We start from the raw sequence: 22,768 nt of genomic DNA on the forward strand, positions 1-22,768 counted from the left end.
ATTTAATCCCTTATAATTAAGCAGTTATGACAGGCGGCGGCATGCCCCATGCTGCCCGTTTTATTTATGGCTATCAAACACTTCCTGCAATTCTCCGATTTCACCCGCTCAGAATTTGAATATGTGATGCAGCGTGCGCGCATTATCAAGCAGCGCTTCAAGGCTTATCAGACCTATCATCCGCTGGTCGACCGTACGCTGGTGATGGTGTTCGAAAAAAACTCTACCCGTACCCGCTTGTCGTTTGAGGCTGGCATGCATCAGCTTGGTGGTGCTGCGATTTATCTGAATACGCGTGACAGTCAGCTCGGCCGTGGAGAGCCGGTGGAAGATGCAGGTCAGGTTATGTCGCGCATGTGCGACATCATCATGATCCGCACCTTCGAGCAGGAAATGATAGAAAAATTCGCCGCCAATTCGCGTGTACCCGTGATTAACGGCCTGACCAATCAGCATCATCCCTGCCAGATCCTGGCAGATGTGTTCACGTATATAGAACACCGTGGCTCTATCGAAGGCAAAAAAGTGGCCTGGATCGGTGACGCCAATAATATGCTGTACTCCTGGCTGCAGGCAGCACAGGTGTTCGGTTTCCACCTGCATGTCTCGACACCGAAAGGCTATGAGATGGATATGTCGCTGGTGGGTACAGATACTGCGCATTACACCCTGTTTGACAATCCGTCCGATGCCTGTGCCGGCGTGGATCTGGTGAATACCGATGTCTGGACCAGCATGGGCTATGAAGCCGAAAACGAAGCTCGCCTGAAAGCCTTTGACGGCTGGATCGTGGATGAGGCCAAGATGGCACGCGCGAATCCGGATGCCCTGTTCATGCACTGTCTGCCTGCGCACCGAGGCGAAGAAGTATCTGCCGGTGTGATCGACGGCCCGCAATCTGTAGTGTGGGATGAAGCAGAAAACCGCCTGCACGTGCAAAAAGCGCTGCTCGAATATCTGGTGGTGGGCAAGATCGAAGGATAAAAAAATTTACGAAAACCTCTCAGCACGGAGACACAGAGACTCAGAGGAAGCACAGAGAAAAGCTTAGGATTCAATTGGAAATGCATTTGCCGTTCTCCTGTTTTTCTCCTAGTCTCCGTGCCTCTGTGTTGAGAGGTTTTTCGCTTGGCATAACACTATTAACAGAAAGTACAACATGAGCGATATTAAGAAAGTCGTCCTCGCCTATTCCGGCGGTCTGGATACCTCCGTTATTCTGAAATGGCTGCAAGACAATTACCAATGTGAAATCGTGACCTTCACTGCGGATCTGGGTCAGGGCGAAGAGCTGGAACCGGCCCGTGCCAAGGCCCTGAAATTCGGCATCAAGCCGGAAAACATCTACATCGACGATGTACGCGAAGAATTCGTGCGTGACTTTGTTTTCCCTATGTTCCGCGCCAATACCATTTATGAAGGTGAATACCTGCTGGGTACCTCCATCGCGCGTCCGCTGATCGCAAAACGCCTGATCGAAATCGCGAAAGAAACCGGTGCGGATGCGATCTCGCACGGTGCGACAGGCAAAGGCAATGATCAGGTACGTTTTGAACTCGGTGCCTATGCGCTGATGCCTGGAGTGAAAATCATCGCGCCTTGGCGTGAATGGGATTTGCTGTCGCGTGAAAAACTGCTCAAATATGCAGAAGACGCAGGCATCGATATCGACATGAAACACAAAAACGGCGGTGCACCTTACTCCATGGATGCCAACCTGCTGCACATCAGCTTCGAAGGCCGTCATCTGGAAAACCCAAGTGCCGAAGCCGAAGAAAGCATGTGGCGCTGGACCGTCAGCCCGGAACAGGCACCGGATGCACCGGAATACCTGGACATCGAATTTGAACGCGGCGACATCGTAGCCCTGAACGGCGTACGCATGTCCCCTGCCACTGTGCTGACCGAACTGAACCGCCTGGGCGGCAAACACGGCATCGGTCGCCTGGATCTGGTCGAAAACCGTTATGTCGGTATGAAATCCCGTGGCTGCTATGAAACGCCAGGCGGCACCATCATGCTACGCGCGCACCGTGCGATTGAATCCATCACACTGGACCGTGAAGTCGCGCATCTGAAAGATGACCTGATGCCACGTTACGCCAGCCTGATTTATAACGGCTACTGGTGGGCACCGGAACGCGTTGCACTGCAAACGCTGATCGACCATACCCAACAAACCGTCAATGGCTGGGTACGTATCAAGCTGTATAAAGGCAATGTGATTACCGTGGCACGCGATTCGAAAACCGACTCGCTGTTTGACATGAATATCGCGACATTTGATGAAGACGGCGGCGCCTACAATCAGGCTGATGCTGGCGGCTTTATCAAGCTCAATGCACTGCGTATGCGTATCGCCGCCAACGCGCGTGCAAAACGCGGTCAGTAAGCACTACATTATGCGATATGAAAATGCCCGCATCTTTGCCTGATGCGGGCATTTTTTTGTCTGTTATTTCGTCTTTCAATTACCGGCGCTTTCACTTTGCGCTGAACATTTTTTTTCAGGACTAGTCATGAGCACACAGTTTGATCAGGTCAGTATCGTTAAAAAAGCCAATCTCTACTTTGATGGCAAATGCGTTTCCCACACCGTGCTGTTCGCAGACGGCAGTAAAAAAACCCTGGGTGTGATTTTCCCATCCACCTTAGTGTTTAACACCGCAGCAGCAGAAATCATGGAACTGAATGCCGGTAAATGCCGCATACGTCTGCAAGGCAGTCAGGACTGGCAGGAATATCAGGCCGGCCAGCAATTTCAGGTAGCGGCGAATTCCAGCTTTGAGATAGAAACGCTGGAAACCCTGGACTACGTGTGTCATTTCATTTGAAGCAGCAAATAACGCGACTGCTAATTTCAGGCTGAAGCCGGATAGCGTGCATCCGCTTCAGCTTGAATCTCAAACAGCTTAGGCATATGCCTTAGTCATCACGCCGGTGCCCGTGGCCGTGTTCACGGCCATGTTCTTCCCGGCGCCATTCACGCCGTTCTTCCCTGCGTTCATGCTCCCAGCGTCGATGATCATCGCGGTAGCGCCTGTCCTCATAGCGGTCCCAGCCATAAACGGGTGCCGGTGCATAACGCCGATAGGACGGCGCATACACAGTCTGGTACCAGTTATCCTGCACAAAATAGACCTGGCGGCCGCAGGCATCGTAGCGATAACAATGGTGAGACCATTGATGGATATGGCCGGGTGGTACGCGCAGATACAGTGGTTGTTCGATATACACAGGAGGCCGGCTGACCAGCAGCGGACGTTCATACACCAGTTGTGGGCGCATGGTATTGCCTATGTCCAGCCGGCCGTAAAAGCCAGGATCGCCGACAGCTACCGAGACGCCGATATCGCTGGCCTGGGCGGGGGAAGTGCCTGAAAGACTGGCTGCGGCCAGCGATAAGGCGATGAAGAATGCAGACGCTTTCATGATTTCTGTCCTTGTCCGGGTTGCGCTGTTATGCAGCTCACATGCTACAAGAGTGCTGCTTGAGTGCAGCGTGAGTTCAGCATGAGTTCAGAGTTAACGCCGCCCGGATGAAAGCGGATGACCGCAGGATCGCAAGCATTTGTAAGCAGATGTATGCGATCCTGGTAATTGTGCCGGATCAGGCTTTGGACGTTTTGCGGAAATCTTTGAAGCGGAAACCCATGATACCGAGTGCCGCAAAATACACACCGGCCGAAATCAGTACCAGGCCACACATAATCATCGCGCGCAGATACGGCGTGGATTTCATTTCCAGCCATGGGAACTGATCTGAAATCCAGGAACAGGTGGCGGCCATGATCAGCAAGGCTGCAGCGAGTTTGATGAAGAAGGGCAGCCAGCCAGCGCGTGGCTGATAAATGCCGCGACGGCGCAAACCGGTGTACAGCAAACCCGCATTCACACAGGCGCCCAGACCGACCGACAGTGCCAGCCCGGCATGCGCGAACCAGGGCACGAAAATCAGGTTCATCAATTGGGTGGCGACCATCACTGACAGGGCGATTTTGACCGGCGTGCGGATATTCTGTTGCGCATAAAAGCCGGGTGCCAGTATCTTCACCAGGATCAGACCGATCAGACCGATGCCATACGAAAGCAAGGCATTAGCCGTCATATGCACTGCATGATCACTGAATTTACCCTGATGGAATAAGGTCGCAGTCAGCGCTTCCGGGATAATTGCGAGCGCCACTGCGGCTGGCATCGCCAGCAAAAAGGTCAGACGCAAGCCCCAGTCCAGCAAAGCCGAGTATTCTTCTTTATCGCCATCAGTATTCGCTTTAGACAGCCCTGGTAACAGTATCGTACCCAGTGCCACGCCTAGTATCGCGGTCGGGAATTCCATCAGACGGTCGGCGCTGGCCAGCCAGCTCACACTGCCCGGCACCATAGACGTGGCAATATTGGTATTGATCAGAATACTGATTTGTGAAGCAGACACCGCCAGCACGGCAGGCGCCATATTTTTGAGTATGCGGCGCACGCCGGCATCCTGCCAGGCGGTGCCTAAGCGCCAGCCTATACGTGGCAACATCCCTACCCGTATCAAGGCCGGTATCTGTATCGATAGCTGCAGCAAACCACCGACAAAGACTGCAATCGCGAGTGCGTAAATCGGCGTTTCCAAATGCTGAGCCAGCCACAACGAAGCCGCAATCGACGTCAGGTTATACAGCACCGGTGTAAAGGCCGGGATCTTGAATTCACGCCAAGTATTGAGAATGCCGCCAGCCAGCGCCACCATGGACATAAAACCTATGTAAGGGAACATAATGCGGGTCATCACCACACTGGCCGCAAAATCATCTGGCCGGTCGATAAAACCGCTGGCTGCCGCATACATAATGGCCGGTGCACCTGCCACGCCCAGCGCGCAGGTCAGCACTAAGGCCCAGACCAGCAAGGTCGCCACATGATCGATCAGCTCTTTGGTCTTTTGCTCACCCTGCTGGGTTTTATATTCCGCCAATATCGGCACGAAGGCCTGCGCAAATGCGCCTTCAGCGAACAGCCGGCGCAGCAAATTAGGAATGCGGAAGGCGGTATTAAACGCATCGGTCATGCCGTCTGCGCCAAATTTTGTGGTGATCAATACGTCGCGTGCCAGCCCCGTGATACGGGAAAGCATGGTCATGCCGCTGATAGAAACGAGGGTCTTTAGTAAATTCATAGGCCAGCATTATAGCCTCTGCACTGCACAATCTTCCGTTTTTCCCCTGATTTGGTACACTCTGGCAGCCGAGCCGCAGTGCTCTTTTCCGCAGTGTTCTTCCGGAGTCCATTTATGTCCGTCTTTTCACGCTACCGCCGTGCCCTGCAGTTGCCGGGTCTCCTGACTGCCCTGCTGCTGAGCGCCAGCTTCTGTCTGCCAGCCAACGCTATCGACAACAGCGGCCTGGAAAAAGCAGCGAGTGCGCTGGCCCAGTCCGGTTTTCAAGGCGCGGTATTGGCCGCGCGTGGCGATCAGGTCTTACTGCAAAAAAGTATGGGGCAGTTCGGCGAGCTGAATCAGACCTTCCGCTTCGCTTCTATCACCAAACAAATGACGGCAATATTGGTGATGCAGGAAGTGGATGCCGGCAAACTCAAACTGGATGCCAGTTTAGGCAGCTATTGGCCGGATTATCCAAATGCGGATGCGCGTGCTATCACGCTGCGTCAGCTGCTCACGCATTATTCCGGGCTCTACAATGAAAATGCGATTCCTGACTTCCACATGACCTCGGCCGCACGCGGTGACAATATGCAGGAATTTGCGACCGGCGTGTGCGCCCAGCCACTCAAGGCCAGCCCGGGCAGCAGCTTTGATTACAATAACTGTGACTACATGGTATTGGGTGCGCTGCTGGAGCGCATGAATAAACAGAGCTTTGCGCAACTGCTCAAAAAAAGAATCTTCCAACCCGCAGGCATGAAGCAATCCGGGCTCTATAACGCAGCCATGCCAGACAATCGCAGCCACGTACACGGCATCTTGAATGGCCAGCCCGAGCCGGAAGTCAATTTCGCCAGTTATGGCGCAGCGGGCTCCAGCTATGGCACGCTGCAGGATTTGCTGGCAATGAACCGCGCTTTCATACAGGGCAAGCTGATGTCTGCGGCAGCCCGCAGCGAGATGCTCAAGCCAAATGCCACCGGTGGTGCGCTGGGCGTCTGGGTCTATCCGTTCGGCGGCGCAGATGCGGCTAAGCCAACGGTGATCGTTGAACGTCAGGGCTGGATAGCGGGAATAAGAATCTTGAATCTGGTCGATACTGCGAGCGGTAATGTACTGATACTGGTCAGCACCAATGGTGATCTGGATCTGACCCAGACCTGGGCCAATCAAGGCCCGGCCGTTGCCTTACTGAGTGCTTTGATTAAAGCGAAGTGAGTTCTTGCTGCATAACTCGCTGCCGGACATAACTACAATCAGGCAGCGTTATCTATCATCATTAAAGTGCCGAAGCTGCCTCTGGCGACGGCATGGGTTTTACTGGCGGGGACAATGAATAATTCCCCCGCCCTGACCGAAATCACCTTGCCATCCAATTCCAGATTCAATTGTCCATCCAGCACAAACAAGCCCTGATCAAAATCATGCATTTGCTCAGGATAGCCAGTGGCATCCATACGCAATACTTTCAGACTGGCGCCGGCAGCTTTACCCAGCACGGTACTCTGCCAGGCATCAGGGAGCGCAGCGGCGCGGGATTTAACATGAGTCAGCGGCATAATTCAATCACAATCACTAATTACAGCTATTGAACAGGAACAGCACAAGCGTCATTCTATTTGCGGCCAGCATTTGCTGACCAAATCAACTAAGCAAATTCGATACCACCAAATCTACACATGCTGTCAGCCTTGGTCTTGCATCAGTTCTGCTGCAATCTGATGGGTATCTTTTAAAGTCTGCAATACGATATTGGAGCGTATATCGAGCACACCTGCGGTTTTATACAAACGCTCCAGCACAAAGCCAGAGTAGTGTTTCAAATTCCTGGCACGTACTTTCAGCAGGTAATTCGCATCACCGGTGATGATGTAAGTCGCCACGACTTCCGGCCATTGCTGCAGTGCCCTAGAGAAATTTTCGTGCCAGTCTTCCACATCGCGCCGCATCGTCACCTGCACAAATGCCTCTACTTCTATCCCGACTTTGGTGGCATCAATCACCGCACAATAGTGGTGAATAATGCCTGCATCTTCGAGCGCTCTCACTCTGCGCAGGCACGAAGATGGGGATAAAAACACCTTATCTGCCAATTCCTGATTACTGATACGTCCGTCGGTTTGTAATTGCTGCAAAATTTTCAGGTCGGTCGCATCCAGTTGCATGTATTCGCTTTCATCCGGGTCCGGTTCAAACTGCATTTGCTGCATCACAGCAAACAAATTTAGCGGAAAATTTCAAATATTGTTTATATCTGGCAGTATATTCGACTGCATCTCAATTACACCGTGCAATTTGCAAGAAATTGTCACGTAATCCGGCATAAAATCACTGCTACTCAATTGCAGGAGTTTTTATGTCCACCGCAACGCATAGCAGCCAGATCTGGGACATCAGTCCCGCCATCAAAACCGGCATACCGGTATGGCCGGGCGATACCGCCTATCAGGCCGAAACCATCTGGCAAATCGCCGATGGCTGCCCGGTCAAGGTCAGCAAAATCACGCTGTCTACCCATACCGGCGCACACTGCGATGCGCCCTCACATTACGATATCCACGGTGCCGCAATCGATGAAGTGGCATTGCACACCTACCTCGGGGCATGTCGCGTGATTGATTGCCAGGGCGCGGCTCAGGTACTGCCGGAGCATGTGCAGCCCTATCTGAACGCAATCCCGGCGCGCGTGCTGTTCCGCTGCTATAGCCAGGCACCGCAAAGCAGCTGGGACAGCAACTTCCCCAGCGTGGCCGCCAGCACCATCGCCTTACTCGCGCAGCACGGCGTCAAACTGATAGGCATAGACAGCCCTTCACTCGATCCTCAGGATTCCAAAACACTGGATGCACATCACTGCATCAAGGCACATCAGATGGCGATCCTGGAAGGCATCGTGCTCGATCAGGTCGAGGCTGGCGACTATGAACTGATATGCCTGCCACTCAAGCTGCACGGTCTGGATGCCAGTCCGGTGCGTGCGATTTTGCGGCGCTGAAGACCAGACATCATTCATCCATATTTTCACCATCCACCACTGAACAATTGATAGAAACGATAGAAACAGGAGGCAGCATGAGCACCGTAGTCAACACCGTACTGACCCGCGCCGATTGCGAGCGCATGGATGCCAGCGATGCACTGGCCGCATTGCGCGAGGATTTTTTACTACCGGAAGGGATGATTTATCTGGATGGGAATTCACTCGGTGCGCGTCCCAAAGCTTCGCTGGAACGTGCACGTCAGGTCATAGAACAGGAATGGGGCCAGGACCTGATCACCAGCTGGAACAAAGCAGGCTGGTTCGATTTACCCTCGACCCTCGGTGATCAGCTGGCACCGCTGATCGGTGCCGACAAAGGCGAAGTCGTGGTGACCGACACGACCTCTGCCAATCTGTTTAAAGCGATTGCCGCAGCCTTGCACATGCAGTCTGCACACACAGAACGCAAAACCATCATTACCGAGCGCAGCAACTTCCCTACCGATATCTACATGGCAGAAGGCATCACGCGCTGGCTGGATCGCGGTTATCAGATTGTATTGATCGATCATCCGGAAGAATTAGCCAGTGTGATCGATGAAAAAACCGCACTGGTGATGCTCACGCATGTGAACTACCGCACCGGCTATCTGCACGATATGAAGGCAGTGACAGCACTCGTCCATCAGCACGGTGCACTGGCACTGTGGGATCTGGCGCACTCGGCCGGTGCGGTACCAGTGCAGCTGCAAGAGGCGAACGCCGACTTTGCTGTTGGCTGCACCTATAAATATCTGAATGGCGGCCCCGGTGCGCCCGCCTTTATCTGGGTGCCGCACAAGCATCATGCGCAGTTTCATCATCCGCTGTCTGGCTGGTGGGGACATGCGAGCCCATTTGCGATGGACCCGCATTTCAGCCCTACCCCCGGCATACGACGCGCGCTGTGTGGCACCCAGCCTATGATTTCGCTGGCCCTGGTCGGCTGCGGTCTGGATGTGTTCGGCAAAACCTCGATGCAGGCTTTGCGCACTAAATCACTGGCATTGACCGATCTGTTTATCGCCCTGACAGAAAGCCGCTGCGCATCCCATCCATTGAAACTGGTCACACCACGCGCGCATGCACAGCGTGGCAGCCAGGCCAGCTTTGAACATCCGCATGCCTATGCCGTGATACAGGCCTTGATTGCTCGCGGCGTGGTCGGTGATTACCGCGAACCCGGCATCATGCGTTTTGGTTTCACGCCTTTATATGTTGGCTTTGCCGATGTCTGGGATGCCGTGGAAGCTTTGCGCGACATCCTCGATCAGCGCGATTACGACACGAACTTACAAAGGAATGCAGTGACCTGAGTTCACTGCGACCACTCATTCAAATCCGCATCGTGAGCAGCCGCACCTCAGTTGCAGCGCCACGATGCCGCCCCAAATTAAGGAAAAATAGTATGAGCTCTCACAACGAATCCGCTGGCAAATGCCCTATGGCCTGGCATGGCGCCCAACTCGACTTCTCTTCATCCATGAGTTATGGCGATTACCTGGGTCTGGATCAGGTACTGAGTGCACAGCATCCGCTGTCGCCCAATCATAATGAAATGCTGTTCATCATTCAGCACCAGACCAGCGAACTCTGGATCAAACTGATGCTGCATGAATTGCATGCGGTGCGCCGTCAGATTCGCGACAATGATTTGCCGCCGGCTTTTAAAATGCTGTCGCGGGTCGCCCGTATCATGGACCAGCTGGTACATGCCTGGGATGTCCTGGCGACCATGACACCGAGTGAATACACCGCGATCCGCCCTTACCTCGGTGCCTCATCCGGTTTCCAGTCGCATCAGTACCGCGAACTCGAATACCTGCTCGGTAATAAGAACGCCACCCTGATGGCGGTCCACGAAAGCAAACCGGAAGTGCATGCGACACTTGATGATGCACTGCGCACGCCATCGATTTACGACGAAGCGATCCGCCTGATGGCACGCCAGGGTCTGACGATAGATGCTGACCGTCTGGAACGCGACTGGACCCAGCCAGTGACCATGAATGAATCGGTGAAAGCGGCCTGGCTACAGGTATATCAGGCACCGGAACAACACTGGAGCCTGTATGAACTGGCTGAGAAACTGGTCGATATGGAGACCGCATTCCGCATCTGGCGCTTCCGCCATGTGACGACAGTCGAACGCATTATCGGCTTCAAAACCGGTACCGGCGGCACCGCTGGTGTCAGCTATCTGCGCAAAATGCTGGATGTTGTGCTGTTCCCCGAGCTGTTTGCGCTGCGTACCGCTTTATAATCGCAGCACTGGCAACAAGGAGACGAACACGTCTGTGTCTGACCAGGACCGCAGCCGGGGCGGTGTTTCCCCGGGCAGATCACAGAAAGGCAGCCCATGCTGAGTTTGGAAACCGCTATCAGTTTTTTAGGCATCTCGATTTTACTCGGGCTCAGTCCCGGCCCGGATAATGTGTTCGTCCTCATGCAGTCGGTGATGCAAGGGCGGCGCGCCGGTATGCTGGTGGTGCTGGGTCTGTGTACCGGCCTGGTGGTACACACCACCGCCATCGCGATGGGGCTGGCTGCCGTGTTTGCCGCGTCCGCCATGGCCTTTACCATCATGAAGCTGATCGGTGCTGCGTATTTGCTATATCTGGCCTATGGCGCTTACCGCGCACCGGTCAGCACAGCCGACGAGCAGCGTCCACCGGCCTTGTCTGGCCGCCAGCTGTATCTGCGCGGCATAGTCATGAATCTGACCAATCCTAAAGTCGTGCTGTTTTTCCTGGCTTTTCTGCCGCAATTTGTGTCGGCCGAACGGGGTGCGATTGCGCCGCAGTTTTTCCAGCTCGGCGGCATCTTCATCCTGGCTACCCTGCTCGCCTTCGGCAGCATCGCCTGGTTTGCCGCCAGTGCCGGTCAGCGTTTGCGCAGCTCGGCCAGTGCCCAGCGTTGGCTCAACCGCAGCGCGGCGCTGGTGTTTGCCGGTCTGGCAGCCAAGCTCGCGTTCTCACAACGCTAAATCAGGGACCATCTGTAAAACACAAAGTCCGCATCAAATAAGCCTGTCCAGCCATTTTGCCGCCAACAGGCGCAGCAGTATTGGGTCTTGCTTATTTTGATGTGTGCCTGACTGGTCTAGAAGTAAAAAAATCTGCCCCAGGTGCGACCGGGGCAGATTTTTTTAATATTAGCGCCAACTTATTTGGCCGCTGCTTTAGCTGCTTTAGCGGCTTTCACTGAAGCAGGCGCTTTAGCCTGATAAATCGTATTGCCTTCCTTGATGGTTTCCAAGATCTGGATGCTGCGTAACTGCTCAGGATCTATCGTCATTGGATTGGCGGATAAGACCACCAGATCGGCCAGTTTGCCGGGTTCTATCGAGCCCTTGCTGCCATCTTCAAAATGCTGCCAGGCGGCCCACAGCGTGATGCTCTTGAGTGCGACTGCGATCGGCAAACGCTGATCCGGGCCCAGGATGTCGCGGCTGCGGGTACGGCGGTTAACCACCGCATCCAGAATCGCAATCGCATCCGGAAAGGCCACCGGTGCATCATGATGCTGGGTGAATTTCATGCCACGGCGCAGCGCCGACATGGCAGGTGAAATCCGGTCTGCACGTTGCGGGCCCAGCGTTTCATCGCGATGCCAGTCGCCCCAGTAATACGCATGCATGCCAAAAAACGAAGGCACGATACCCAGCCTTTGCATCGCATCGAGCTGTTCTTCGCGCACGGTTTGCGCATGGATCATCACATTGCGCCGGTCCAGCAAGCCGTACTTCGCCACCGCCTTGCCCACGCCGCTCAACATCTGATCCGCCGCCGCATCGCCATTGGCATGTACCAGCAATTGCCAGTTATTGGCATAGGCCTTATCGATCAGGCGCTCAGCTTCGTCATCGCGGAAAGTCGGATAACCACGATAATCGGCCGGTTTGCCTTTGGGTGGCACATGGTAAGGATGACTCAGAAACGCAGTCTTACCTTGCGGCGAGCCATCCAGACTCAGCTTCACACCACCGACCCGGAAATGGCCGCGATAGGCGCGCTGATTCCAGACGGAGCGCATAAATTCTTCGGTGAAGGGCATGGCCAGATCAGGATAAGACACCACGTCGATCAGCATCTTATTCCCCTGCGCCAGCGCGGCCCAGGTCTTGTTACTGTTTTCGTCAGAGCGCCCATCCTGACCGGTGGTGAAACCAAAGCGCGCATACAATTGCTGGCCCGCGAGCAGCATCGCCGCGTAGTCCGTGGGCGATGGCTGGATCAGCTTCATGCCGGATGCAAACCAGGCGGTTTCTTCCAACACGCCATTGGGCGTTTTACCATCGGCTTCACGCTGTATCTGACCGCCTTCCGGGTCCTTGGAATCAGCGTTCAGGCCGACCATTTGCAAAGCCTTGGTATTAAGTACGCCCAGATGACCCGATTGATGAATCACCAGCACCGGTTTATCGCGCGAGACCGCATCAAGTTCCTGCCGGGTCGGCGCGCGCCGCTCTTTTAACTGTGCATCGTCATAACCAAAGCCGATGATGATGCCCTTGCTGCGCGCCAGCGGGGTCGCTGCATACTCTTTCAGTATCTGCTGCAGGGCTGCGATGCTGTTACCTTTGCCATCCGGCGCTGGTAACAAGTTAGCCGACACCGCTTGCAAACCGGTCATAGACACATGACCATGCGCATCCACAAAACCAGGCAACAGCGTCTTGCCTTTCAAGTCAATCACCTTCGTCGTCGCCGACTTGTGCGCCAGCACGCTTTGCTGATCCCCCACCGCGATCAGTATGCCATCCTTGATCGCCAGCGCCTGCGCGCTGGGTTGCGCCTCATTCATAGTGACGATTTGCGCATTGATATAAATCTTATCGGCATCCGCCGCCATGGCGATACTGCCCATCGCCATCCATCCCAAACCCACTGCCAGATTACGCCACATCGCATGCTCCTCAGTTAGATGAATCTTTGTGAATCTTTGCTTCATTCAGTCATTTGCCGCATTGCCCGCTACAAGCGCAGGGACGCAGCATCGCCAGTTGCTGGTCAGGCAGCTGTTCAAATGACATCATGCATCAAAGCGATGCTGCCCACAAACAGATTTTGTCTGCGCCGGATGTGTCGGTAGTCTGCCCGGCTTTCTGAGAAAATTCGCTGCATCAGTTAAACTGTCACCTTTGCCGCCGTCTATTCAGGAGTAAGCATGCATACCGTGACACGCGAAGACCAGACCATCGTGCCATCTAAAATCGTCTGCGCTGGCAGAAATTATGTCGCCCATATCGCCGAACTCGGTTATGAGGTACCGGCTGAACCTGTGATTTTCCTGAAGCCGAATTCTGCGCTGTCAGAACAACTGCGCGCCGATGGCGATGACATCCATTACGAAGGCGAAATCAGCTTTTTGCTCAAGAATGGCGAGCTGGACGCTGTCGGTTTCGGCCTCGATCTGACCCGCCGAGCGGTGCAAACCAGCCTGAAAAAACAGGGCTTGCCGTGGGAACGCGCCAAGGCCTTTGATGGCTCGGCCGTGTTCAGCCGCTTCGTGCGTTTTGATGGCAATCCTGAAGAATTAAGACTGGAATTATGGATAGACGGTCAGCTGGCGCAACAAGGCGGCACGCCGCTGATGCTGTTCAAACCGGCGCAATTGCTCGCATCGATACAAAGCTTTATGAGTCTCAATGATGGCGACATCCTCATGACCGGCACGCCGGAAGGTGTGGGCCCGGTACGCCAGGGTGCCAGCTTTTGCGGCCGGATTTATGCCGGTGACAGCCTGCTGGTGGAACACAGCTGGATCGCCATCTGAACTGAGCACGAACACCGGGCATTAAATACACCAACACCAGCGTGTTGCAGCGCCGCTGTCAGGCGGTAGCAACACACTGACACCACTGAGAATAATGATGAAGCACAGAAGTAAAATCCCATTCCACAGCGCGGCCAATATAGAAAAATCGCGGATCGCGGCACAACTGGCGGCCGATGTGCTGCATATGATCACACCGCATGTCAAAGCTGGTGTCAGCACTGAACAGCTGGATCAGATCTGCCACGACTACATCGTCAATGTACAAAAAGCGATACCCGCCAATATCGGCTACCACGGTTTTCCCAAGACCATTTGCGCCTCTGTGAATCAGGTGATTTGCCACGGCATTCCATCCGGCCTGGTACTGAATGAGGGCGACATCCTCAACATCGACGTCGCCGTGATCAAAGATGGCTGGTACGGCGATACCAGCCGTATGTATCTGGTCGGCACAGTCAGCGCCGAAGCGCAACAGCTGGTGCGCACTACCTATGACTCGCTGTGTGCCGGTATCCGTCAGGTCCGTCCCGGCAATACGCTGGGCGATGTCGGCTATGCGATACAACAAGTCGCAGAAAAAGCCGGTTACAGCGTGGTCCGGGATTACTGTGGTCATGGCATAGGCAAGATTTACCATGATGAGCCGGAAGTGCGCCACTATGGCCGCCGTGGTGAAGGCGTGGTACTGCAACCGGGCATGATCTTCACCATAGAACCGATGATCAATGCCGGTAAAGCCGCGACCCGCCAGTTGGCCGATGGCTGGACCGTGGAAACCCGCGATGGCTCCTGGTCTGCGCAATGGGAACATATGGTGGTCGTCACAGAAACCGGCTGCGAAGTACTGACTGCCTGGCCTGAAGCCGATCCGGCTTATCCGGATGTGTTTGCTTAATTCCTGATTGGTCGTGGTGGTGTGGGCGCAGTGCGAAACTGCTCAGCCCACACTGCTTGTGGCTGTCGCAATATGTGCCGCATTTTGCGCACAAATTTGACGAAAAGCCGCACTGATGCGCGCATCGCTGGTCGGGCAAAAACGCCTGTGCGGTCAAAGTGTTCGGCTGCGTCAGTATACTGCCACCAAACTGAAAGCGTCGATTTTTCGCCGCCACAGAAAATTCCCCAGCTACCGTTTACAGCACGACATGTCGATGACGCGAGATAACATCGTGATGTAACGATTCTAAAAAGTGCACACCGCATTCAATCAACATAAAACCAGATAAACAGGCTATTTTATGTAACGATTAATGTAACGATTTTAGAGAAAATATATCAGCATTGCGACACTGAAAACGCTGCCCAGGTATGAACCTAACCGGCTTATAAAACAGGTTTGAGTTGGCTTGAGTTGAAATGAAATATAAGACTGATAAGATTCTAAGCAAAAACCGCGCTTGCAAGCTGATACAGACTGGCACTACAACACGATTGTGGAGGTGCAGAGTGTGGGAACTGGTCCCGCCGACAGGAATCGAACCTGTATCTTACGCTTAGGAGGCATACGTTCTATCCATTGAACTACGGCGAGACACGGTGTGAAACGCCATGACGGCGCTTCAGCAAGCCCGCCATCTTACCTGACTGGACAACAACAATCAATTCACGCTTGCATACAGGATGTGGCGCGGATGGTGGAAGCTGCTGCGGTCTCGCGTACAATACGGTTTTTTTCAATGCTGTGCGGCACCCCGGGCTGCGCACTTCCCTCAGGAATTTATGGCTGTTATTTCATTAAGCGATGCCCAACTGGCATTCGGTCACGTAGCTTTGCTCGATCATGCAGAGTTTTCCCTGGAAACCGGCGAACGTGTCGGTCTGATCGGCCGCAATGGCACGGGCAAGTCTTCCCTGCTCAAAATTATCGCCCGCACGTCCAAGATAGATGACGGTTTGCTGGTCATGCAGCAAGGTCTGAAAATCGCCTATGTGGAACAGGAGCCGCAATTCTCTGCCGAGATCAGCGTGTTTGACGCGGTCGCTTCCGGCCTGGGTGAGCTGCCTGCGCTGTTGCAGGAATATGAAAGCCTGACCGGTCAGTTTGGCGGTGACAATGACGATGCGCTAATGGAGCGCATGCATGACATACAGGTGATACTGGATGCGGCTGACGCCTGGAGCCTGAACAACAAAGTCGAAACGACGCTGGACAAACTGAATCTGCGCCGTGATTCCATCATGGGCACTTTGTCAGGCGGGATGAAAAAACGGGTGGCTCTGGCCTGCGCCCTGGTCGGCGCGCCGGACGTGCTGCTGCTCGATGAACCGACTAACCATCTGGATTTTTCGTCGATCAAATGGCTGGAAGGTTTGCTCAAAGACTTCAAAGGCAGCGTGTTATTTATCACGCATGACCGCTCTTTCCTGGATAACGTGGCGACCCGTATCGTGGAACTGGATCGCGGCAAGCTGACTTCTTTCCCGGGCAATTTCAGCACTTACCAGACGCGTAAAGAAGAACAGCTGGAAATCGAGGAAACTGAAAATGCCAAGTTCGATAAGCTGCTGGCACAGGAAGAAGTCTGGATACGCAAAGGCGTGAAAGCGCGCCGCTGCCGCGATGAAGGACGGGTACGCCGGCTGGAAGATCTGCGTCTGCAACGTAGCGCCAGACGCGACCAGCAAGGTCAGGTCAAGCTCGACATCACGACCGGTGAACGCTCAGGCAAAATTGTGGCGGAACTGGAAAATGTATGCAAATCCTTCGGCGACAAAGTCATCGTCAAAGACTTCTCCAGCATTATCCTGCGTGGTGACAAAGTCGGCCTGATCGGCCAGAACGGCGCAGGTAAAACCACCTTATTGAAACTGATACTAGGTGAAGATCAGCCTGACAGCGGCATGATCAAACAGGGTAGCAAACTGCAGGTCGCTTATTTTGACCAGATGCGCGCACAGCTGAATGAAGACACCAGCCTGGCCGATACTATTTCGCCGGGCAGTGACTGGGTTGAGGTCAATGGTCAGCGCAAGCATGTGATGTCGTATCTGGGTGACTTCCTGTTCGCACCGGAACGCGCGCGTTCGCCAGTGAAATCGCTGTCCGGTGGTGAGCGCAACCGCTTATTGCTGGCGCGCCTGTTCGCGAAACCAGCCAATGTGCTGGTACTGGATGAACCGACCAATGATCTGGATATCGATACTCTGGAATTGCTGGAAGAATTACTGGAGGACTATAACGGCACTGTCTTCCTGGTCAGCCATGACCGCACCTTCCTCGACAACGTGGTCACGCAAGTAATCGTGTCTGAAGGCGAAGGCCAGTGGCGTGAATTCATCGGTGGTTATACCGACTGGGAACGTTACCGCGATACCGTCAGCAGTAAGCCAGCGAAACAGGAAGCCAAAGCAGATACCAAAGCCAATGCTGCGACCGCAGCCAGTGCAGCACCCGCCGCCAAGGGCAAAAAACTCAGCTATAAAGAACAGCGTGAGCTGGAAGAATTGCCTAAACTGATCGCGCAACTGGAGCAGGAACAGGCCGCGATTACCGCAAAACTCAGTGATGCTGACTTGTATAAAAACGGGCCGGATCAGGCCAATCAGTTGAATGCACGCTTTGCAGAAATTGATGAGCAATTGCTGGAAGCGCTGGAAAAGTGGGAAAACATAGAAGCTAAATCCAAGGCTTAAGCGCAATCAGCGTCGTCAGCACAAGCCTGTACGGGGGCATGATCGCCATGCCCCTTTCTTTATTCGGCATCGTTGGAGCTCAACTGAGCAAGGAGTCGTGTATGTCAGTTTCATCCCGTTTTTTCGTCGCTATGCTGCTGAGCGCTGCCACGCCGCTGCTGATGGCGCAGAATCTTTACCGCTGCGGTAACAGCTATCAGGATAAACCCTGCGATCCGGGTCAGAAATCCCAGATCATAGGCACCTTGCCTGGCAATGGCAACAGCGGAAATCCGCGCGCAATACTGGATGGGGAATGTACACGGCGCGGTGAAGATGCGAAAAAAATCATCTGGATGCGCGAAGGCGGCGCCACCCAGGATGCCTTGCTGGCGGACGCGAAAACTGAGGAAAGACGCAAGCTGATCAGCGATATTTATGCGCAGCGTGGTAATTCCAGCGATGTGCGCAGCGCGATAGAAAAAGACTGTATGCAGGAGAAACTGCGGCGTATGCCGCTACCGGCCGCTCCTGCTGCCCCTGCTGCGCCCGCCTCCCCCGCGGCTCCAGCAGCACCAGCGACTCCGGCTGCACCAGCCAGCCCTGCGGCTCAGCAAGCGGCACAAAAGCAGTTGTGCAGCCAGCTCCAAGAAATCATTAAGCGCACACCAGCTGAAGGCCTGGGTAAGGGTGCGCCAGACCTGAGTCAGCAGATCAAGGCGCTGGGTTGCGATAAAAACTAAGTGAAGTCAGAGACGCAGGAAGTCTGTACTCAGTCTGGCTGCGCAGATACATTGCGGTGAAAGTCGGCGCACCAAATCAGTAATTCTTGCGCTGGCATAGGCTTGGCGAAGTAATAGCCCTGAATCTGCTCGCATTCCATCGCGGCCAGCGCTTGCAGGGTTTCCAGGCGCTCCACCCCTTCTGCCACCACTGGCAAACCAAAGTTGTGCGCTAGGTCGATAATACTCTGTACGATTTGCTTATCCTGCAGCGATTCCGTCATATTATCGACAAACACACGGTCGATTTTGAGTTCATCTATTGGGAAGCGGCGCAGATAAGCAAATGAGGAATAGCCGGTACCAAAATCATCAATCGCGAGCGGAAAACCCAGTCGCTTCAGTTCAGTCAACACTTCAACGGTTTTATCTAAATCGCGTATCAGCGCACTCTCGGTGATTTCCAGTCCTATGCTGCCGGGTTCGGCAAACCAGACCTCCATTTTGTGCGCCAGTGTGCGCGGCAAATCGGGTTGACTCAGCAGGCGGGCTGACAAATTCACCCAGACGGTGACATCCAGACCGGCCGTTTTCCATCCTGAGGTTTCACGCAATACGGTGCTGAGTACCTGCAGCGTCAGCGCTTCGACCAGGCCGCAACGCTCAACAGTATCGATCAGTACATTGACCGGCACAAACTGCGGATGATCAGACGGCCAGCGCACCAGCGCCTCGACCGATACCATGCGATTACTACGGATATCCACCTTAGGCTGGTACACCACCCGCAACTCATTGGCCTCGATCACATCGGCAATCAGCTTGGGCAGATTATCGGGCATCAGACTGCTTTTTATATCCCTTTCCGCCAGCGCATAACGCTGATGCTCAAGTAATGCGCCCTTTTGAGCCTGATCGGCCATACGCAGCATAGACGCTGCATTCACGCCTTCCATGGGCGCCAGAGCCACACCTATGCTGGGATAAAAATGGATGCTGTGACTATCGAGCATCAACGGTGCCTCCAACACGCCGAGCAGGCGGTGTACCGCCAGCAAGGCCAGCTCCTGCGCGGCCAGGCCAGGCAAGATAAACCAGCATTCATTGTCGCCGACAAACACAGCACTGTCCTGCGGCCGCAGACCAGGCTGTATACGCTGCCACAAGCGAGCCTGCACTTCCTGTGCATAGCTGCTGGAGATCAGGGCAGTAATGCGGTCGCTGCGTTGTAACTGCAGGATCAGCACCGCCAGGGTAGTGCCCGCTTCACAACTGTTGATTTGTTGCTGCAGTTGTATAGAAAATTCGGCGCAAGAGTTCAGGCGCTGCGCACTGGAGTTAGTAAGATTCATGATGATTTCGCCTGATAAAAACGCCTGCTGTCTATGCCATAAGCGCCGTCAGGTAAGCCACGCAGGATGCGGACCTGGGTCTTTCCTTCGGATTTATCCTGATGCATCAGGCTGAAGACATAGGGTTGTTCCAGCTGATTTTTATCGCGGTCAGTCAATATCAGAATTTTGGGTTCCAGGCGACGTAATTTATTATGCTCCAACACGATGGCGGCCTCACCGCTCGATAATTCAATCAGACTGCCGATAGGAAAAATACCGATCGCCTGTACAAAGTCTTCCACCAGCGGCGCATGTAATTGGGTATCGGCTTCGCGGAATAACTCTTTCATCGCATCAAATGCCGAGCGTGTCGAATCATAGGAGCGCTGCGAGGTCATGGCAGCAAAACTGTCGGCAATCGCCGCCATGCGACCGAAGATACTGATTTCCTTGCCCTTGAGTCCAGCCGGATAACCGCTGCCATCAAGGCGTTCATGATGCTGGCTGATCCCCAGATACACATTGTGCGACAGCGGGCCATTGCTTTGTAATTTACGCAGACTGAAATCGACATGAGTACGCATCATTTCGCTCTCGTCGTCTTCCAGCTTACCCGGCTTTTTTAACAACTCTTCGGGCAGACTCAGCTTGCCTACATCCAGCAGCAAGCCGATCAGGCCTAACTCATTCAGCTGCGGACGCGCAAATCCCAGATGACGCCCGAGCACCATCAGATACACGGCGACTTTGATACCGTGGTTATAGGTCTCGGTATCCTCAGATTGCATACGGATCAGCCACATCAAGGCAGAGGGATTGGCAATGATACTTTCGGTCAGCAGCATAACGGCGGGCTTGACCTGCTCCACCTCCAGCTCTTTACCATTTTTAATGTCATCTGACATACGGCTCAGGAATTCCTGAGTGCGCTCGACGGCGACGCTGGCATGGCCCAGCTCTTCCTGCATCGGCGCCCGATCCTGATAAATCACCAGATTCAGGGTCTGGGGAACATGCTCAGGATGCTGCCTGCGCTTTGGAAAATGCTGACGCTTACGGGTATCAGCAACGGGTTTGGCCTTATTCCATTCAATCACCCACTCTTGCGCACGTTCCATCCAGTTCAGCGGCGCATAAATCACATCGCGTGGATACAGGGTTTCAATAAAATGGCTGAATACCGGGGTCGATGGCGGTACCAGTTTGGAACTGAGTTCAGCCTGCGAAACGCTGTTCTGCACGACAACCTGATGGTTAAAGCGCAGATAATAAGGCTCAGGCTGAGTGGCTCTGGGTTGCTGCGCCATACGACGCGCATGCAAATAAGCAGATGCGGTCGGTTTTTCAAACAATTGTCTGACCCCATGCTGGACTTTCGCCAACACTGACTGCTCAGCGGCAGGCGGCGCGGTATAAGTGACGCGCACAGTACTGTCACCCGGATGCAAATCAGCCGCGATATCCGGATTCTCTTCATGAAAGCTGTCCCAGGGCAGATGCAATAATGCGCCAGGGTCGCTGCGGCTGGGGTCAATGGTGAGCTGATTCACCATACCTTGCAGCGTTTGTAAGTCGATCAGTTCGGTCAGCAAAAAGCCCTGAATCAGAAAATCCGTTTTTTCCCAGGGACGGTCCAGTTCCGCCACAAACATGCCCGTGCGCAGGTCCGCGATACTGATAACCAGACTGTGACGTAATTTTCTCTTTTCACGCATGTGAGGTAAGCTGCTTTTGTTGGGGTTCAGTCATTGAAAGAGTAAAGATACTGATGAAGCAGTAATAAACCACTTGTGGTGATCGCTCAATACCTTAGCACAACTTGCAGCAATTGCAATTATGTACCAGATTCAGCATACAGAAATGCCGCTATCTCAAACTTGATCTGCAACATAAACACAGTCACCATCCACTTGCCTGTCAACAATAATTTCCACATGGAAACATGTGAAATGATACGCTGAAGACTTTCTCTATAGACAAACTAAAGACAAATTAAACGTTAAAGATGGATACAGAATAAACAAAGACAGCGGCTGCAGGTCTACGCATGTGCCTGATTTAACAAAGCATCACATTGCCTGAACAGAATCTGTAAATACTGGCTCTGCTTCCAGACTGACCTGAAATAAGGCACTGACATCGTGCTCTATCGCCGCAGCCAGCGCACGGATATCCGCGCCGGTTGCCTGACCACGATTGACCAGCACCAGCGCCTGCTTTTCATAGACGCCAGCGCGGCCCAACTGCCTGCCCTTCCAGCCGGCTTTCTCTATCAGCCAGCCTGCCGCCAGCTTGTAGCGGCCATCTTCCAGTGCATAGCTGACCAGTTCGGGAAATTGTGTCAGCAGTTGCGTGCGTTGTGCCGCACTGACGATAGGATTTTTAAAGAAACTGCCTGCATTTCCAATTTGCGCAGGATCGGGCAATTTGGATTGGCGTATCGCGATCACCGCATTGCAAACGTCTTGCGCAGTCGGTGCTGTTATACCGGCCTGATCCAGAAAGCGCTGTACATCGGCATAGCCCAGACGCGGCTGCCAGAGCCTTGGCAAGGCCAGCGTGACCTGCAAGATCGTCATTCTTCCCTTGAAGGCCTGCTTGAAGATACTGTCGCGGTAGGCAAACTGGCAGGCTGCCTTATCGAGCGTAAGCAGCTCACCGCTCTCCCAGTCAAACGCATCCAGACTATGGAATACATCCTTGAGCTCCAGGCCGTAAGCACCGATGTTTTGCACGGGTGCCGCACCGACTGTGCCCGGTATCAGAGCCATATTTTCCAGTCCGCCTAAACCTTGTGCCAAGGTCCACAGCACCAGCTGATGCCAGTTTTCTCCGGCTGCTACCTGCACATACACGCTATCCGCATCGCTGCCGACGATTTGCTTACCCTGTACGCACATATGCAAGACCAGCGCATCGATGCGATCAGACAGCACCAGATTGCTGCCGCCACCCAGTATCAGCCTGGGCATAGACATCAGTTGTGGATTCAGACGAACAGACTGCAAATCCGCTACGCTGCGGATCTCGGCAAAATGGCTGGCAATCGCAGCGATACCAAAGGTATTGTGCTGACGCAAAGAGAACTCAGTGGAAACAGCCAGCGGGTTCGAATGGGTAGGATGATTTGTCATAAGGCGAAATTATAACG

20 protein-coding genes and 1 tRNA gene are annotated in these 22,768 nt (G+C 53.9%); 12 read left to right on the forward strand and 9 right to left on the reverse strand.

The window, feature by feature from the left end; all coding sequences use genetic code 11:
- Nucleotides 1-66: 66 nt before the first annotated feature.
- The 3 genes from argF (at nucleotide 67) to ppnP (ending at nucleotide 2,834) form a co-directional block, all read left to right on the forward strand.
- Nucleotides 67-984 (forward strand): ornithine carbamoyltransferase, encoded by a 918-nt coding sequence (gene argF / locus H8K43_RS08845; RefSeq protein ID WP_186903728.1) that lies wholly within the window; start codon nucleotides 67-69, stop codon nucleotides 982-984.
- A 175-nt stretch (nucleotides 985-1,159) separates the two neighbouring features.
- Nucleotides 1,160-2,392 (forward strand): argininosuccinate synthase, encoded by a 1,233-nt coding sequence (locus H8K43_RS08850; protein WP_186903502.1) that lies wholly within the window; start codon nucleotides 1,160-1,162, stop codon nucleotides 2,390-2,392.
- A gap of 127 nt (nucleotides 2,393-2,519) precedes the next feature.
- Entirely contained in the window at nucleotides 2,520-2,834 is a 315-nt protein-coding gene (gene ppnP, locus H8K43_RS08855; RefSeq protein WP_162021204.1) for a pyrimidine/purine nucleoside phosphorylase, read from the forward strand.
- Nucleotides 2,835-2,925: 91 nt separating this feature from the next.
- Here ppnP and H8K43_RS08860 read toward each other — a convergent pair whose 3' ends face one another.
- Together H8K43_RS08860 and murJ are read right to left on the reverse strand one after the other, a co-directional pair.
- On the reverse strand, nucleotides 2,926-3,432 hold the full coding sequence (locus H8K43_RS08860) for a hypothetical protein (RefSeq protein WP_186903503.1): 507 nt from the start codon (nucleotides 3,430-3,432) through the stop codon (nucleotides 2,926-2,928).
- A 178-nt stretch (nucleotides 3,433-3,610) separates the two neighbouring features.
- Nucleotides 3,611-5,164: a murein biosynthesis integral membrane protein MurJ gene (gene murJ / locus H8K43_RS08865; RefSeq protein ID WP_186903504.1), complete on the reverse strand. Its 1,554-nt coding sequence runs from the start codon at nucleotides 5,162-5,164 to the stop codon at nucleotides 3,611-3,613.
- 114 nt (nucleotides 5,165-5,278) lie between these two features.
- Between murJ and H8K43_RS08870 the strand changes: the two genes are divergently transcribed.
- Nucleotides 5,279-6,367 (forward strand): serine hydrolase domain-containing protein, encoded by a 1,089-nt coding sequence (locus tag H8K43_RS08870; protein WP_186903505.1) that lies wholly within the window; start codon nucleotides 5,279-5,281, stop codon nucleotides 6,365-6,367.
- 38 nt (nucleotides 6,368-6,405) lie between these two features.
- On the opposite strand, the gene H8K43_RS08875 is transcribed toward H8K43_RS08870, so the two are convergent.
- Entirely contained in the window at nucleotides 6,406-6,708 is a 303-nt protein-coding gene (locus H8K43_RS08875) for a cupin domain-containing protein (protein ID WP_186903506.1), read from the reverse strand.
- A gap of 126 nt (nucleotides 6,709-6,834) precedes the next feature.
- Nucleotides 6,835-7,314 carry an Lrp/AsnC family transcriptional regulator gene (locus H8K43_RS08880; protein ID WP_162021283.1) on the reverse strand — a complete coding sequence of 160 codons (480 nt, stop codon included), beginning with the start codon at nucleotides 7,312-7,314 and terminating at the stop codon, nucleotides 6,835-6,837.
- Between the two features lie 191 nt (nucleotides 7,315-7,505).
- On the opposite strand from H8K43_RS08880, the gene kynB reads away from it, so the two are divergent.
- The 4 genes from kynB (at nucleotide 7,506) to H8K43_RS08900 (ending at nucleotide 11,154) form a co-directional block, all read left to right on the forward strand.
- Nucleotides 7,506-8,144, forward strand: a complete 639-nt coding sequence (kynB, locus tag H8K43_RS08885) for an arylformamidase (RefSeq protein WP_186903507.1) — start codon at nucleotides 7,506-7,508, stop codon at nucleotides 8,142-8,144.
- A gap of 77 nt (nucleotides 8,145-8,221) precedes the next feature.
- Nucleotides 8,222-9,484, forward strand: coding sequence for a kynureninase (kynU, locus tag H8K43_RS08890; protein ID WP_186903508.1), 1,263 nt, complete (start codon nucleotides 8,222-8,224; stop codon nucleotides 9,482-9,484).
- A gap of 92 nt (nucleotides 9,485-9,576) precedes the next feature.
- On the forward strand, nucleotides 9,577-10,431 hold the full coding sequence (gene kynA / locus H8K43_RS08895; RefSeq protein ID WP_162021211.1) for a tryptophan 2,3-dioxygenase: 855 nt from the start codon (nucleotides 9,577-9,579) through the stop codon (nucleotides 10,429-10,431).
- Between the two features lie 96 nt (nucleotides 10,432-10,527).
- A complete protein-coding gene (locus tag H8K43_RS08900; protein WP_186903509.1) occupies nucleotides 10,528-11,154 on the forward strand; it encodes a LysE family translocator in 627 nt (208 codons plus the stop codon).
- A gap of 179 nt (nucleotides 11,155-11,333) precedes the next feature.
- Here H8K43_RS08900 and H8K43_RS08905 read toward each other — a convergent pair whose 3' ends face one another.
- On the reverse strand, nucleotides 11,334-13,076 hold the full coding sequence (locus H8K43_RS08905) for an amidohydrolase (RefSeq protein ID WP_186903510.1): 1,743 nt from the start codon (nucleotides 13,074-13,076) through the stop codon (nucleotides 11,334-11,336).
- 261 nt (nucleotides 13,077-13,337) lie between these two features.
- Between H8K43_RS08905 and H8K43_RS08910 the strand changes: the two genes are divergently transcribed.
- The gene (locus H8K43_RS08910; RefSeq protein WP_186903511.1) at nucleotides 13,338-13,946 is read left to right on the forward strand and encodes a fumarylacetoacetate hydrolase family protein; all 609 of its coding nucleotides are present in this window, start codon (nucleotides 13,338-13,340) and stop codon (nucleotides 13,944-13,946) included.
- Between the two features lie 94 nt (nucleotides 13,947-14,040).
- Nucleotides 14,041-14,844: a type I methionyl aminopeptidase gene (gene map / locus H8K43_RS08915; RefSeq protein ID WP_408058506.1), complete on the forward strand. Its 804-nt coding sequence runs from the start codon at nucleotides 14,041-14,043 to the stop codon at nucleotides 14,842-14,844.
- Nucleotides 14,845-15,405: 561 nt separating this feature from the next.
- Here map and H8K43_RS08920 read toward each other — a convergent pair.
- Nucleotides 15,406-15,480 (reverse strand) — tRNA-Arg (locus H8K43_RS08920).
- A gap of 188 nt (nucleotides 15,481-15,668) precedes the next feature.
- On the opposite strand from H8K43_RS08920, the gene H8K43_RS08925 reads away from it, so the two are divergent.
- Together H8K43_RS08925 and H8K43_RS08930 are read left to right on the forward strand one after the other, a co-directional pair.
- Entirely contained in the window at nucleotides 15,669-17,582 is a 1,914-nt protein-coding gene (locus tag H8K43_RS08925) for an ATP-binding cassette domain-containing protein (RefSeq protein ID WP_186903512.1), read from the forward strand.
- A gap of 101 nt (nucleotides 17,583-17,683) precedes the next feature.
- The gene (locus H8K43_RS08930) at nucleotides 17,684-18,304 is read left to right on the forward strand and encodes a DUF4124 domain-containing protein (protein WP_186903513.1); all 621 of its coding nucleotides are present in this window, start codon (nucleotides 17,684-17,686) and stop codon (nucleotides 18,302-18,304) included.
- Nucleotides 18,305-18,333: 29 nt separating this feature from the next.
- Here the strand turns inward: H8K43_RS08930 and H8K43_RS08935 are convergent, their stop codons facing one another.
- The 3 genes from H8K43_RS08935 to murB all read right to left on the reverse strand — a co-directional run bounded on the left by H8K43_RS08935 (nucleotide 18,334) and on the right by murB (nucleotide 22,751).
- Nucleotides 18,334-19,635, reverse strand: a complete 1,302-nt coding sequence (locus H8K43_RS08935; RefSeq protein ID WP_186903514.1) for a putative bifunctional diguanylate cyclase/phosphodiesterase — start codon at nucleotides 19,633-19,635, stop codon at nucleotides 18,334-18,336.
- Entirely contained in the window at nucleotides 19,632-21,332 is a 1,701-nt protein-coding gene (locus tag H8K43_RS08940) for an HD-GYP domain-containing protein (RefSeq protein ID WP_186903515.1), read from the reverse strand. Before H8K43_RS08940 ends, H8K43_RS08935 begins: the two co-directional genes overlap by 4 nt.
- Nucleotides 21,333-21,686: 354 nt before the next feature.
- Entirely contained in the window at nucleotides 21,687-22,751 is a 1,065-nt protein-coding gene (murB, locus tag H8K43_RS08945; RefSeq protein WP_186903516.1) for a UDP-N-acetylmuramate dehydrogenase, read from the reverse strand.
- Between the last annotated feature and the right edge of the window lie 17 nt (nucleotides 22,752-22,768).

It is taken from the genome of Cognatundibacterium curvum (genome assembly GCF_014284235.1).
GTDB classification, from domain to species: domain Bacteria; phylum Pseudomonadota; class Gammaproteobacteria; order Burkholderiales; family Burkholderiaceae_D; genus Undibacterium; species Undibacterium curvum.